The sequence below is a fragment of the Enterococcus sp. AZ167 genome (assembly GCF_051714025.1).
Taxonomy (GTDB): Bacteria; Bacillota; Bacilli; order Lactobacillales; family Enterococcaceae; genus Enterococcus_D; species Enterococcus_D casseliflavus.
In genome coordinates, this window is the sequence record NZ_JBIORB010000001.1 from 299,962 (window position 1) to 313,770 (window position 13,809).

The 13,809-nt window shown below is 43.6% G+C and carries 15 protein-coding genes; 13 read left to right on the forward strand and 2 right to left on the reverse strand.

Going from position 1 to position 13,809, the window contains the following annotated elements:
- Positions 1-235: 235 nt before the first annotated feature.
- The 13 genes from dnaX to IGJ05_RS01500 all read left to right on the forward strand — a co-directional run bounded on the left by dnaX (position 236) and on the right by IGJ05_RS01500 (position 10,706).
- Positions 236-1,957, forward strand: a complete 1,722-nt coding sequence (dnaX, locus tag IGJ05_RS01440) for a DNA polymerase III subunit gamma/tau (RefSeq protein ID WP_266166368.1) — start codon at positions 236-238, stop codon at positions 1,955-1,957.
- Positions 1,958-1,977: 20 nt separating this feature from the next.
- The gene (locus IGJ05_RS01445) at positions 1,978-2,292 is read left to right on the forward strand and encodes a YbaB/EbfC family nucleoid-associated protein (protein ID WP_005229811.1); all 315 of its coding nucleotides are present in this window, start codon (positions 1,978-1,980) and stop codon (positions 2,290-2,292) included.
- Between the two features lie 14 nt (positions 2,293-2,306).
- Positions 2,307-2,903: a recombination mediator RecR gene (recR, locus tag IGJ05_RS01450; protein WP_005229813.1), complete on the forward strand. Its 597-nt coding sequence runs from the start codon at positions 2,307-2,309 to the stop codon at positions 2,901-2,903.
- A 20-nt stretch (positions 2,904-2,923) separates the two neighbouring features.
- Entirely contained in the window at positions 2,924-3,571 is a 648-nt protein-coding gene (gene tmk / locus IGJ05_RS01455; protein WP_266166370.1) for a dTMP kinase, read from the forward strand.
- Positions 3,572-3,603: 32 nt separating this feature from the next.
- The gene (locus tag IGJ05_RS01460) at positions 3,604-3,933 is read left to right on the forward strand and encodes a cyclic-di-AMP receptor (RefSeq protein WP_005229817.1); all 330 of its coding nucleotides are present in this window, start codon (positions 3,604-3,606) and stop codon (positions 3,931-3,933) included.
- Between the two features lie 14 nt (positions 3,934-3,947).
- Positions 3,948-4,880, forward strand: coding sequence for a DNA polymerase III subunit delta' (holB, locus tag IGJ05_RS01465; RefSeq protein WP_015509950.1), 933 nt, complete (start codon positions 3,948-3,950; stop codon positions 4,878-4,880).
- A 29-nt stretch (positions 4,881-4,909) separates the two neighbouring features.
- On the forward strand, positions 4,910-5,710 hold the full coding sequence (locus IGJ05_RS01470; RefSeq protein WP_438724987.1) for a PSP1 domain-containing protein: 801 nt from the start codon (positions 4,910-4,912) through the stop codon (positions 5,708-5,710).
- Positions 5,711-5,729: 19 nt separating this feature from the next.
- The gene (locus IGJ05_RS01475) at positions 5,730-6,077 is read left to right on the forward strand and encodes a DNA replication initiation control protein YabA (protein WP_026008088.1); all 348 of its coding nucleotides are present in this window, start codon (positions 5,730-5,732) and stop codon (positions 6,075-6,077) included.
- Positions 6,078-6,147: 70 nt separating this feature from the next.
- Positions 6,148-7,008, forward strand: coding sequence for a 16S rRNA (cytidine(1402)-2'-O)-methyltransferase (gene rsmI, locus IGJ05_RS01480; protein WP_266166371.1), 861 nt, complete (start codon positions 6,148-6,150; stop codon positions 7,006-7,008).
- A 171-nt stretch (positions 7,009-7,179) separates the two neighbouring features.
- Positions 7,180-8,397, forward strand: a complete 1,218-nt coding sequence (locus IGJ05_RS01485; protein WP_005229828.1) for an ammonium transporter — start codon at positions 7,180-7,182, stop codon at positions 8,395-8,397.
- A gap of 16 nt (positions 8,398-8,413) precedes the next feature.
- A complete protein-coding gene (locus IGJ05_RS01490) occupies positions 8,414-8,755 on the forward strand; it encodes a P-II family nitrogen regulator (RefSeq protein ID WP_005229830.1) in 342 nt (113 codons plus the stop codon).
- Positions 8,756-8,905: 150 nt separating this feature from the next.
- The gene (gene dinB, locus IGJ05_RS01495) at positions 8,906-10,030 is read left to right on the forward strand and encodes a DNA polymerase IV (protein WP_005229832.1); all 1,125 of its coding nucleotides are present in this window, start codon (positions 8,906-8,908) and stop codon (positions 10,028-10,030) included.
- Positions 10,031-10,049: 19 nt separating this feature from the next.
- Positions 10,050-10,706 (forward strand): DNA alkylation repair protein, encoded by a 657-nt coding sequence (locus tag IGJ05_RS01500; protein ID WP_225001007.1) that lies wholly within the window; start codon positions 10,050-10,052, stop codon positions 10,704-10,706.
- Positions 10,707-10,843: 137 nt separating this feature from the next.
- On the opposite strand, the gene nrdG is transcribed toward IGJ05_RS01500, so the two are convergent.
- Positions 10,844-11,440 (reverse strand): anaerobic ribonucleoside-triphosphate reductase activating protein, encoded by a 597-nt coding sequence (gene nrdG / locus IGJ05_RS01505; protein WP_005229836.1) that lies wholly within the window; start codon positions 11,438-11,440, stop codon positions 10,844-10,846.
- Between the two features lie 83 nt (positions 11,441-11,523).
- Positions 11,524-13,719 (reverse strand): anaerobic ribonucleoside-triphosphate reductase, encoded by a 2,196-nt coding sequence (gene nrdD, locus IGJ05_RS01510; RefSeq protein WP_034869343.1) that lies wholly within the window; start codon positions 13,717-13,719, stop codon positions 11,524-11,526.
- Between the last annotated feature and the right edge of the window lie 90 nt (positions 13,720-13,809).

Consider the following 13,809-nt stretch of genomic DNA (forward strand, 5'->3'; position numbering starts at 1 on the left):
TCATTATACCATAGGAGGTGAGATTTACGTTATCAGTCTAAAGTTGGAGAGGAGTTTTTCGCAAAATCCATCAATAAACGGTTCGTTCGCAGGTGGATTTGAATAAAAGAGACAAATTGGAGGTTGCGGATTAAATTTCCATTTCTTTTGAGATTCCCCCACGCAAACGGTGGTTTTTTTGGCTGATATTACGTATAATAGAAGGTAGCGAATTTTGAAATGAGTGTGGAAAACTATGGCTTATCAAGCATTATATCGTGTTTGGCGTTCTCAGCGTTTTGATGATGTTGTCGGACAAAAAGCAATTACCCAAACCTTAAAAAATGCAATCGATCAAAACCAGATCTCGCATGCCTATTTATTTACGGGTCCTCGAGGAACCGGGAAAACAAGTGCAGCGAAAATTTTTGCCAAAGCCATCAATTGTCCGAACCAGGTCAACGGTGAGCCTTGCAATGAGTGCGATATGTGTCGCTCAATCACAGCAGGGACGCAAGAAGACGTGATCGAAATCGATGCGGCAAGCAACAACGGTGTAGAAGAAATTCGCTTTATTCGTGATCGTGCGAACTATGCACCGACCCAAGCTGAATACAAAGTTTATATCATTGATGAAGTGCACATGCTGTCAACAGGCGCATTCAACGCTTTACTAAAAACATTGGAAGAACCACGGAAAAATGTTGTCTTTATTTTGGCAACAACAGAGCCCCATAAGATTCCAGCAACGATCATTTCTCGAACCCAACGTTTTGATTTCAAACGGATCAATACGCAAGATATCGTGGGTCATTTAGAAACGGTCCTTACTACTAGTGAGATCAATTACGAAGCAGAAGCTTTACAGATCATTGCGCGAGCCGCAGAAGGCGGTATGCGGGATGCCTTGAGTATCACCGACCAGGCGATCGCTTTTAGTGATGGAACCGTAACGACCCAAGATGCTCTTGAAGTGACGGGCAGCTTGTCCTATGAAATGATGGACCGTCTGATGCAAGCTTGCGGGGAAAAAGAAGTTGCCGATGCGTTAGCGACCTTGCGGGAGTTATTAGCCTCTGGTAAAGAAGCCCGACGTTTATTGGAAAACTTGTTGGTTTATTGTCGAGACTTGCTGATGTATCAACAAGCGCCGCAGCTGTTATCTGAAAAGTCGCTACAGTTGACTGAAGCGTTTCAAACACTGGCAAAAAATACCCCGCCAGCAAAAATCTATCACTGGATCACGGTCTTAAACGATACGCAAAATGAAGTACGATTTACGAACAATCCTACGATCTATTTGGAAGTGGCTGTGGTCAAATTAGCCAATGATCCAGAAAGTGCTGCTGTTGCTAGCAATTCAGCTGATAATAGTCAAGAAGTGGCGCAGTTACGGCAAGCATTGCAAAAACTTCAGGCAGAGGTGCAACGACTGCAGGAGAATCGACCGGCAGGTGCCGTTGCGGAAACCACTGCACCAGTGAAGAAAGCCAAGGCGGCCACTACGTTCCGTTTACCAAAGGAACGCGTGTTCCAAGTACTGAAAAGTGCAACGAAGAAAGACTTGGCAAACGTTCGCAATGTTTGGGACGATCTTTTGATGTCTCTTTCCGTGACGCAAAGAGCGATGCTGCATTCCAGTGAAGCAAAAGCTGCCAGCGAATCGGGCGTCGTGATCGCTTTTGACTATGAGATCTTATGCCAGCGTGCAAGTAACGACCAAGAGTTTCAATTGATGATCCATAATCAATTGTCTCGTATGATCAAAGACTATGCCCCACAGGCTGTCTTTATCACAAAAGAAAGTTGGCCGGCACTACGGCAAGAGTTTTTGGCCGGCGGTCAAGCAACGGCAGATTCGGAAATTGAAGTAGACCAAGAAGAGACCGAAGCCGCTCCTGTCGAACCTGAAAATGACGACTTAGTAACAAAAGCGCAAGAGTTATTTGGTGAATTAACCAGCATTGAAGAAAATTAATGAAAATGGAGTGATTGATAATGATGCGAGGCATGGGAAATATGCAAGGCATGATGAAACAAATGCAAAAAATGCAAAAAGAAATGATGAAAGAACAAGAAGCGCTGAACAGCAAACAATTTATCGGCGAATCGACAAATGGCTATGTCAAAGCGACCTTTACTGGCGATAAGACGTTACAAGACATTACTATCAATGAAGCGATCGTTGATGCTGACGATGTGGAAATGCTGCAAGATATGATCATTTTAGCTGTCAATGACGGATTGAAGAAAATTGAAAAAGAATCGGAACAAACGATGGGCAAATATACAAGAAACATTCCGGGTCTATAAAAGGAGAAATGACGGTGCAATATCCTGAACCGATCGCCCGATTGATCGACAGTTACATGAAACTGCCGGGAATCGGACAAAAAACCGCGACACGTTTGGCATTTTATACAATCGATATGAAAGAAGAAGTCGTCAATGAGTTTGCCAAATCGTTGCTTAGTGTCAAACGAGATTTGCACTTTTGCAGTATTTGCGGAAATATAACTGAAGAAGATCCTTGTGAGATCTGTAGTGATCCAACAAGAGACAAAGAAACGATTTTAGTGGTTGAAGAGCCTAAAGATGTCATGGCACTAGAAAAAGTCCGGGAGTATCATGGACTTTATCATGTGCTGCATGGCGTGTTATCCCCGATGGAAGGGACAGGTCCAGAAGATATCAACATTGCATCGCTGATACAGCGGCTGCATGATGATCAGGTCAAAGAAGTGATTATTGCGACCAATGCGACCACGGAAGGTGAAGCAACGGCGATGTATATGTCACGTTTGATCAAGCCTGCTGGTATTAAAGTCACGCGTTTGGCTCATGGCTTATCTGTGGGCAGCGATATTGAATACGCGGATGAAGTGACCTTGCTAAAAGCAGTAGAAGGTCGCCGAGAATTATAAAGATATTGGAGGCAATTAGGGTGAATGGATTGTTTATAACCATCGAAGGACCGGATGGTGCTGGAAAAACCAGTGTGATCGAAGAGTTGTATCCTCGGTTACAGCTTGAAGCAACAAGAAAAATCGTGAAAACAAGAGAACCTGGCGGAGTTAAAATCGCTGAAAAGATTCGTAAAATTATTTTAGATCCGCGAAATGAAGAAATGGATGAGCGGACGGAAGCCTTACTTTATGCAGCGGCCCGCCGCCAACACTTGATTGAGATTGTCCTGCCGGCATTGAATGCTGGACACATCGTGATCTGTGACCGCTTTGTTGACAGTTCGCTTGCCTATCAAGGAGCTGGACGCCGCATCGGGATTCCTGAGATCGCACGGATCAACGAGTTTGCGACGGAAGGAACGACGCCTGATTTTACCTTGTATCTAGATGTTGACTCTGATACTGGCTTGCGTCGCATCCAAGAAAACCGCGCACATCAATATGACCGCTTAGATTCGGAAGGATTGGAGTTTCATCAACGGGTTCGTCATGCGTATCTTAAGCTGGCGGAAGAAAATCCTGTACGCATTCATAAGATTGATGCTAGAATGGGGTTACAAGAAGTTGTTGAATCCAGCTATTCAGCAATCGTTGAATCGTATCCTGCTTACTTCAAGTCAATCTAGAGTAGGTTGGATAACACAAAGGAGATGGTCCCATGAAATTAATTATGGCAATCGTACAAGACAAAGACAGTAATCGTTTGGCAAATGAGTTTATTGATGCCAATATCCGTGCTACAAAATTGTCCTCAACGGGTGGGTTTTTAAAGGCTGGCAACAGTACGTTTATCATTGGTATTGAAGACGATCGGGTACAAGATGCATTAGAATTGATCAAAAAAACCTGTCAATCAAGAAAACAATATGTCTCGACACCGATGTCTTTAGACATTTCCTTAGACGGTCAAGTTCCTTATCCAGTCGAAGTCGAAGTCGGCGGAGCAACTGTGTTCGTGCTACCGGTTGACGGATTCCATCAATATTAAAAAAGGAGCTTTTCATGGAGGAGTTATTTCTACAAGAATATCAGCCTCTTGTTTTTGCCCAACTAAAAAAAAGTATCAAGCATGGGCGCATTGCTCATGCTTATCTTTTTGAAGGGGACAAGGGGACTGGCAAGCACGAATTAAGTCTGTGGCTCGCAAAACGCCTTTTTTGTACCAATGTGCAAGAAGAAGCCCCGTGCGGCACATGCAGCAATTGTCTGCGGATCGCCCAAGGAGAGCATCCTGACGTCATCCAAATCGAGCCGGATGGGCAGATGATCAAAGTCGACCAGATTCGGCAGCTGCAAGAGGAGTTCTCAAAAAGCGGCTTTGAAAGTCGTCTGAAAATCTTTATTTTGTCTCAAGCTGACAAAATGAACAACAGCGCTGCCAACAGCCTATTAAAGTTTTTGGAAGAACCGGTGGGAAACTTTTTGGCGATTTTAGAAACTGAGAGTTTAGGACGTATTTTGCCGACGATTCAGTCTCGCTGTCAGATCATTCATTTTTCGCAGCTGTCAAAAGAAAAACTACAGGAGAAGCTCCAAGAAGAAGGACTTTCCAAAGAGACGAGTCGACTTCTGAGCCACTTGACGAATAGTTATCATAAAGCAGTTGAAATCTCGCAGAATGAATGGTTTAATGAAACTAAGGATGCTGTTAAGCGTTGGGTGAATTACCTTTTGAAGAAAGACCCGCAAGCATTTATTTTTGTTCAGAAAAAATTATTGGGTCTAGCAAAAGAAAAAAATCAGCAATCAGAAATCTTTTTGCTCTTGTTATTTTACTTTCAAGAGGAACGAGATCGATTGTTGGCACAAGGTTTATGGGGAAAAGAGATCAATCGTGCCATTGAAGCCGCATTGCAAGCACAAAAAAAATTGCAAGCCAATGTGTCTTTCCAAGGAGTGGCAGAACAATTTTCCGTGAAAATCATCTATGGATAAAACGCAGCAGCCGGAAAAGGAGACCAGAGATGATCGAAGTTGTCGGAGTGCGTTATCATGACGTGGGCCAGATTTATTTTTACACACCAAAAAAACAGACCTATACCATAAATGAAAAAGTCATCGTGGAATCACAAGATGCCAAATGTCTTGCCACGGTGGTTACAAAAAGCAGAAAAATGAATGAGAGCGATTTGCCTCAAGCAGTCAAACCGATCCTGCGTCGAGCGACGAAAAAAGATTTAGAGCAAGCTGCCGCCAATCAAAAAGCAGCAGACGAAGCGTTGAAAATCGGGAAAGAAAAAATTCGAGCACACCAGCTGCCAATGAAGCTGATTCGGGTGGCATATACCTTTGAGCGCACAAAACTGATTTTTTCGTTCACGGCAGAAAGCCGCGTTGATTTTCGTGAGTTGGTCAAAGACTTGGCAAGTGAATTTCATACACGGATCGAACTGCGCCAAATTGGTGTCAGGGATGAAGCAAAGGCGCTAGGCGGAGTTGGACCCTGCGGTCGCAAACTATGCTGTGCGACGTTTTTAGGCGATTTTATCCCAGTGTCCATCAAGATGGCTAAGGATCAAGGACTCTCCTTAAATCCTGCAAAAATTTCAGGGTTATGTGGTCGTTTGATGTGTTGTCTTAAGTACGAAAGTGAAGAGTATGAGCGTGCAAAAAAAGAATTGCCGGATCGCGGCAAGGAAGTTGAAACGCCAGATGGCAAAGGACGTGTGGTCGGGCTGGATCTGTTGAGCCGAGTGATCAAAGTCCGTTTGCATGATCGGCAAACACCAATCGAGTATGATTATGAAGAACTAGTGACAAAATAAGTAGGTGACCATAATGAGCATGGACAAACGATCAATATATGACGGATTGAATCAGTTAGAAGTGGAGTTGCAAAATTCCTTGAATAATCTAGCGGAAATGAAGCAGTCTTTGCAAGAAATCGTCGAAAAAAATACGACATTAGAATTGGAAAATCAACGCTTACGTGAACACATTCGTGAGTTGAACCAAGTGGCAGATGCACCCGCTGAATCGGTCAAACAAGAGCTTTCTAAATCACGGATGAATTTAGAAAAGATTTACGAAGAAGGATTTCATGTTTGTTATGACTTATACGGTTCTCGCAGAGAACATGACGAACCTTGTGCGTTTTGTCTAGAAGTGATCTATCGTGAAAGCGGCAAATAGCTGACAGACGAAGCGGTTCGTTAGAAAAAAGATCAGTTACTGCTGGTCTTTTTTTCGAAAGGAGCAGTACATGCAAAAGCAGCAAAGTTATAAACAAGACACTGGAAAACTGTATCTTGTTCCAACACCGATCGGTAACTTGGAAGATATGACGTTCCGATGTGTCAAAATTTTAAAAGAAGCGGACCTGATCGCAAGTGAAGATACTCGAAATACCCAGAAATTGTTGAATCATTTTGAGATTGCGACACCGCAAAAAAGCTTACATGAACACAATTATAAAGAACGGGTGCCACAGCTGATAGAACAGCTGCAAATGGGCAAGACTATTGCCCAATGCAGTGATGCTGGTATGCCCTCCATTAGTGATCCAGGTCATGAATTAGTCAAGGCGTGCTTGGTCGAAGGAATCGCAGTGATTGCGCTCCCAGGACCTACGGCTGGTTTGACCGCGCTGATCGCTTCTGGCTTATCACCGCAGCCGAATCTTTTTTATGGCTTTTTACCTCGTAAGAAAAAAGAACAAAAGCAAGCGTTAAGTGAATTGGCAAGCCAAAAAGCTACGATGATTTTTTATGAGTCACCGTATCGAATCGCAGCGACGATCGAAACGATGAAAGAGGTATTGGGAGAACGTCAAGCAGTTATCTGCCGTGAATTGACAAAAATCCACGAAGAATATTTGCGAGGGACCTTTTCAGAATTGATTGAATACCTCGACCAACAACCAATCAAAGGGGAATGCTGTCTATTAGTGGAAGGCGCTTCTGAAATCCCTGAAGTCGTTTATGAAGGAAGCTATGCTGAACAGGTGGCAGCCTTGATGGAAGAGGCTGGCTTGTCTTCGAAAGAAGCCATCAAAGAAGTGGCTAAACGCAATCAAGTGAAGAAACAGCTTGTTTATCAAGCCTACCATCAATTAGAAACGTAATCATACCGAGAATTCTCTCGGTATTTTTTTGTCTTTTTTCGGACTTGTGTTAAATTATCTGACATCAATAGTTAGCTATTTTCAGAAAATTCACGGTTTTCTCAGAAAAATCTAGATTATTTGGAAATATGATGTTAGGATAGCTAACATAAAGAAAAGGAGGCGTCAAAAATGAACACAGGGAATATTGCATTTATTTTAATTTGTAGCGGCATGGTTTTTCTTATGACTCCAGCATTGGCATTTTTTTACGGAGGATTGGAACGTCGCAAAAACATCCTCAATACCATGATGATGGTGATTTGTACGATGGGCTTGGCGTCTGTGCTATGGGTCGCTTTAGGGTATACCTTATCTTTTAGCGGCACAGGCTCATTTATTGGGAATTTAGATAAAGTCTTTTTCAATCATGTCTCGATGACAGAAGGAGAAGGGATTCCTGAAGGGTTATTTGCGGCCTTTCAAATGATGTTTGCCTTGATCACAACGGCGATCATTACTGGATCTGTCGTGGGCAGAATGCGTTTCTCAGCTATTTTCCTATTTATCGGCTTCTGGCTAGTTCTCGTGTATTTTCCAATGGCACATATGGTATGGGGCGGCGGTTTCTTAGATGCGATCGGCTCGATCGATTTTGCAGGAGGCAATGTCGTTCATATCAGTTCGGGTATCAGTGGGTTAGTCTTAGCGATCGTTGTCGGTAAGCGGCGAGAATTTCATCAAACCGAATATCGTCCTCATAATATTCCATTTGTTGTACTAGGTGCTGGCCTTTTATGGTTTGGCTGGTTTGGCTTTAATGCTGGCTCTGCGTTAGCAGCTGATGGTCTAGCGATCCACGCCCTAATGACCACGAATACGGCAGCAGCCAGTGCGATGCTTTCTTGGATGCTGATCGAAAAAATCGTGTTGGGCAAACCGACGATCGTTGGTGCGTGTACTGGAGCCGTCGTGGGCTTAGTTGCCATCACACCAGGTGCGGGATTTGTCTCGCTTTGGTCTTCCTTTATCATTGGCGCTTTAGTCAGTCCGTTTTGCTACTTCTTTATTTCTGTCATCAAACATCGTCTAGGATTAGATGATGCGCTGGATGCCTTTGGCTGCCATGGCGTAGGCGGGATCTTTGGCGGTTTGATGACGGGGATCTTTGCGGATCCAGCAGTGGGTGGACGGTCAGGATTGCTCTATGGCGGCGTTGATCTTTTTCTCGCACAAGCCGAAAGTATCGTATTTACGATTCTATTTGCAGGTATCTTATCCTTTGTCATTATCACTTTGATCAAATGGGTAATGCCGATTCGCGTATCGCAACAAGAAGAAGCAGTGGGGATGGATCGGATCGAACATGACGAAACGGCCTATCCTACCTTTATGGGGTTAGATTCTTAAGAGTGGAGGAGCAGTCATGAAAAAAGTTGAAGCGATTATTCGCCAAGAAAAATTAGAAGAACTAAAGGCCGCTTTGGATCAGTCTGATTTGATCAGCGGCATGACAGTCAGTCAAGTGCTGGGCTGTGGCAATCAAAAAGGCCTCAAAGAGTTTATTCGTGGCCAAGAAGTGATCACAACTCTTTTACCAAAAGTAAATGTCCGTTTTGTTTTAGCAGATGAAAAAGTCGATGCGGTGATTGAGCTGATTGTATCGATCTGTCGGACAGATGAAGTCGGTGACGGCAAAATATTCGTCTACCCGTTGGAAGAAGCGATTCGGATTCGCACTAATGAACGAGGGGAAGCTGCCTTATAGTAGAAATTATTGAACCATGAAGAGGGCCGCAAAAGCAGTGAATGTAGAAGAAAGGACCAATGAAGATTGGTCCTTTTTGCGTGCTTCCCTCGATTCCTTGCTTGATAGGGAACCTCTGTTCGTTTATAATAAGAAGTGGGGTGAACAACGATGTCGGAACTGCAATTTCCCTTAAAAAATGATACGAGCCGCAAAATTATTCATATTGATATGGATGCTTTTTTTGCTTCGGTGGAAGAACGGGATGATCCAGAGCTTGCCAAGCATCCCCTCGTCATTGCCCGTCACCCAAGTGATACTGGCGGACGAGGAGTGGTAACGACCGCCAATTATCTGGCACGACAATATGGCATCCACTCGGCAATGAGTGCGCAAAAAGCCTATGAGCTTTGTCCGCAAGCGATTTTTAAACCGGGAAATCATCAAAAGTATCGTGAAGTGTCCCAGCAAGTCAGAGAAATTTTTCATCGGTACACCGACATCATCGAACCAGTTTCTATTGATGAAGCGTATCTAGATGTCACAGTCAACAAGATCAATTGTCCTTCAGCAATTAAGATCGCTCGTTTGATTCAACGAGACATCTGGCAAGAGACTCATCTGACCTGTTCGGCAGGAGTCAGTTACAACAAATTCTTGGCAAAACTGTCTTCGGATTATCATAAACCACGAGGATTGACGGTGGTGATGCCAGATGAGGCAGTGGCATTTTTGCAACAATTACCCATTGATAAATTTCACGGGATCGGGAAGAAAACTGTTCCGCGGATGCATGAGTTAGGTATTTTTACAGGAGCTGATCTGTATGGCTGGAGTGAGATGGCACTGATTCGTGAATTTGGCAAAATGGGGTATTCCTTGTATCGGAAAGTTAGAGGGATCCATGATTCCCCAGTTAGTGTGACGAGAGAACGGAAATCAGTTGGAAAAGAGCATACATACGGCAATCCATTAACCAGTGAAGAACAAGTATTGAGCCAGTTACGGGCTATCGCAGAAGAAGTCGAAAGATCACTGAAGCGCACACAAAAACATGGCAAGACGGTCGTGTTGAAAGTTCGTTACAGTGATTACTCTACGATCACCAAGCGAGTGACCTTGCCAACCTATGTTCATAAAAAAGAACAGCTATTTTCCGAAGCAAGTCTGATTTGGGAAGAAATTTTAGGTCTGGAAAAAGGCATCCGTCTTTTGGGGATCACCGTCACAAATCTTGATCCACTGACCTATGAAAATATCGTACTGCCCTTATGGCAACTATCTGACGAGCAGTAGTCAGAAGAGGAGGAGCAAAATGACACTCTATCAAGTATATGACACGATGGTGGGGTTGGCTGATCAGGAGCGAAGTGAAAAAATGGCCGCCTACATGCGGCATCAGTTTGATTTTTTAGGCATTCCTACGCCGTTGCGCCGCCAGCAGGAGAAAGCGACCTTCAAAGCAGCAAAACAAACGAAAACGGTTGATTGGGATTTTATCGATCATTGTTGGCAAAGCAGCTATCGGGAACACCAATACCTTGCGATTGATTATTTAGTGGTGATGGAGCCGTTTCTAGCGGCCATCGATCTGGCAAAAATTGAACAGCTAGTCATAACAAAAGCTTGGTGGGATAGCGTGGATGCCCTAAGTGAGGTTGTCAGAAAACTAGTTCGCCGACTGCCAGCGTTAAAAGCTGAAATGCTTCGCTGGAGTCTTGAGGAAAATCTTTGGCTGCGGCGAGTGGCAATACTCCATCAACTGCTGCAAAAAGAACAGATGGATCGACCACTGCTTGAAGAGGTCATCGTCAATAATTTGGGGAGTTCTGAATTCTTTATCAACAAAGCCATTGGTTGGAGCTTACGAGATTATGCCAAGACGAATCCTCAGTGGGTCCAAGACTTTCTGCTTCGCTATCAAACAAGTCTGGCGCCTTTGACGATTCGTGAAGCAAGTAAGTACCTGTAAAAAGCTTGGTCACTGAGTTGATATAACATAAAAAAACACCGTGCATCATCTTTGAAGGAAGAGGAGGTGACCGTCAAAAGTTCGATTTTTTGGTCTAACTTTTGGGGTCACCTCAAGATGCACGGTGTTTTTAGTTTTTAAATTTGTTTTTTGATTTGTTCGTAGCTTGCTTCAGCATCTTTGCACTTTGCCCAGATAACCGCTTTTCCTTGTTCCCGAGATGCAGCAAGATCAATGATTCGTTGATTGCTGCTGCCGCGAAACTGCAAGTTTAAATTTCGTTTGCTCAGTTCAAAACGACCGTCGACTAAAATATCGATTTTGGATAAAAGTTCCAATTTATCGGGTGTTTCCAAAAGCAATTCTTCATAGGTGTAGCCTGACCAGCTCCAAATATCTTTGCTGTGCCCAAATTCAGCACGAACCCGATCAACGACTTTCAGACAGACTGTTGTGTTCAAGAAAGGTTCGCCGCCCAGGAGGGTCAGCCCTTGGACATAATCATGCCGCAGATCTTCGATGATTCGATCCTCTAGTTCTTGCGTAAAAGGTGTACCATAGCGAAAGTTTTGGACCGCTTTGTTGAAACAGCCTTCACAAGCAAAGAGACAGCCGCTCACGTATAAACTATTTCGAATGCCTTCACCATCAACAAAGTTGAAGGCTTTGTAATCAGCAATATAATTTTGGCTATATTCTTTGGCTTGCCATTCTTTAGGTTTCGGATTTCTCATAAGAAAACTTCTTTCTATCATGAATTACAGGGATTGGTCTTCAAGAAAAGGAGTGTAGAAGAATTCTAGCACTCCTTTTTCGTTTATTCTTGCAAATGTTTGACCCGGGCAGAAATTTCTTTGTGCCGTCCATTGACCATTGGACGAGCTTGAGGATTTCCAAGATACCCACAGGTTCTTTTGACGACGTCACAACTTTTGGGGTCATGATTGCCGCATTGCGGGCATTCGAAGCCCCGTTCGGTTGGATTGAAATCTCCTTCATACCCACACTCATAACAGTGATCGATAGGGGTATTTGTTCCAAGATAGGCGACCCGATCATAAGCGTAATCCCAAACCGCTTCTAACGCTTTTGGATTTTGCTGCAAGACTGGGTATTCACAGTAATGAATAAACCCGCCAGAACAGTATTTTGGATATTCTTTTTCAAAATCAAGTTTTTCAAATGGTGTCGGATTTTTCCGCACATCATAGTGGAAGCTGTTGGTGTAGTATTCTTTGTCGGTAATGTTTTCAACTTCACCGAATTTTTCGGTATCCAAGCGGCAGAAACGATCAGTCAGGCTTTCACTAGGCGTCGAATACACGCTGAAATGATAGCCGTATTCATCGCCCCAAGCATCTGCATGAGCTTTCAATTCTTTCACGATCGCTAGGGTAAAGGCTTTTGCTTCTGGATCTTGTTCCCATGTTCCACCATAAAAAGCCGAAGCAGCTTCATACAAACCGATATATCCAAGAGAAACAGTAGCACGTTTGTTTTTGAATAGTTCATTCACATTGTCTTTGCGATCCAAACGTTCACCGAAAGCCCCATACATATAAAGGATCGGCGCATTCGCAGGGCTGGCTTCTTTACAGCGCTCCACCCGATAGACAAGAGCATCCTTGACGATTTGCAGACGGTCTTCCAGCAGCGTCCAGAATTTTTCTTGATCACCATTTGCTTCTAAGGCGATCCGAGGAATATTCAATGTTACGACGCCTAGATTCATCCGACCGACATTGACTTCTTCGCCACGTTCGTTTTTCCAGCCTTGCAAGAAAGAACGACAGCCCATCGGCACTTTAAAGCTGCCGGTCAATTCAACCAATTTATCATAATTCAAAATATCAGGATACATCCGTTTGGTGGCACACTCTAAAGCCAGTTCTTTAATATCATAGTTCGGATCGGTAGGGGCCAAGTTGACGCCACGGCGAATACTAAAGATCAATTTTGGAAAAATAGCGGTACGCTTTTCACTGCCTAACCCGTTGATGCGAATTTGGAGAATCGCTCGTTGGATTTCCCGTTCGAACCAGTTGGTTCCTAAACCAAAGCCAAGGGAAGTAAACGGCGTTTGTCCGTTTGAGGTGAATAACGTATTGATTTCGTATTCTAGACTTTGCATTGCATCGTAGATATCTTTGCGCGTTTTGCTCTTCGCATAAGCTTCCCGACGTTCAGGCGACTCGATCCATTCTTCGGCATCTTTTAGATGCTTTTGATAATTCAACTCAGCAAAAGGAGCCAATAATTCATCTGTTCGATCAGCAGAACAGCCGCCATATTGACTCGATGCTACGTTTGCAATGATTTGTGAGATTTGAGCGGTGGCCGTTTGGATCGATTTTGGCGATTCCACTTCGGCGTTCCCAATTTTAAACCCATTATTCAGCATGCCTTTAAAATCGATCAAGCAGCAGTTGGTCATTGGGGTGTAAGGATGATAATCCAAGTCATGGTAATGAATGTCGCCTTTTTGGTGAGCATTTGCCACGTGAGGAGGGAGCATTTTCAAACCGATCGATTTTCCTACGATCCCAGCGGTCAAATCACGTTGTGTATTGAACACATTGCTATCTTTATTGGCATTCTCATTGACGACCGATTGATCTTTATTCATCAATTTGTTGATCGTAAAGTTGATGTCTGTGGCTTTGCTGCGCTCGAAATCACGATGGGTCCGATAGTTGATATATTCTTCAGCCAAGGCATACTCGTTTTTTGCTAATAAGATATGCTCGACGATATTTTGGATCTCATAGATTTTTACATTCGTACGAAAACGTTCCGCGATCTCGTGATCGACACTGTCAACGATCTCGGTGATTTTTTCGTGGTCGATGGGAGAAAGCTCGCCGTTGATTTTTCTTAGGGCTTTCACTAACGCATCGTAAATTTTTTGATCATCAAAATCGACAAGCCGTCCATCACGTTTTACGATTTTTAACTGACGCAAAGCGGACTGTCTTTCCAACCCTTGCTCAGGATTTCTCTTAATGTTCATCATTTCTACCACTCCTTATCTTCCTCAATATAATAAAACAAATTGTAGAAATGAGCAACTATATATAGTGGTGAATAAGGGTTGATAAATTGG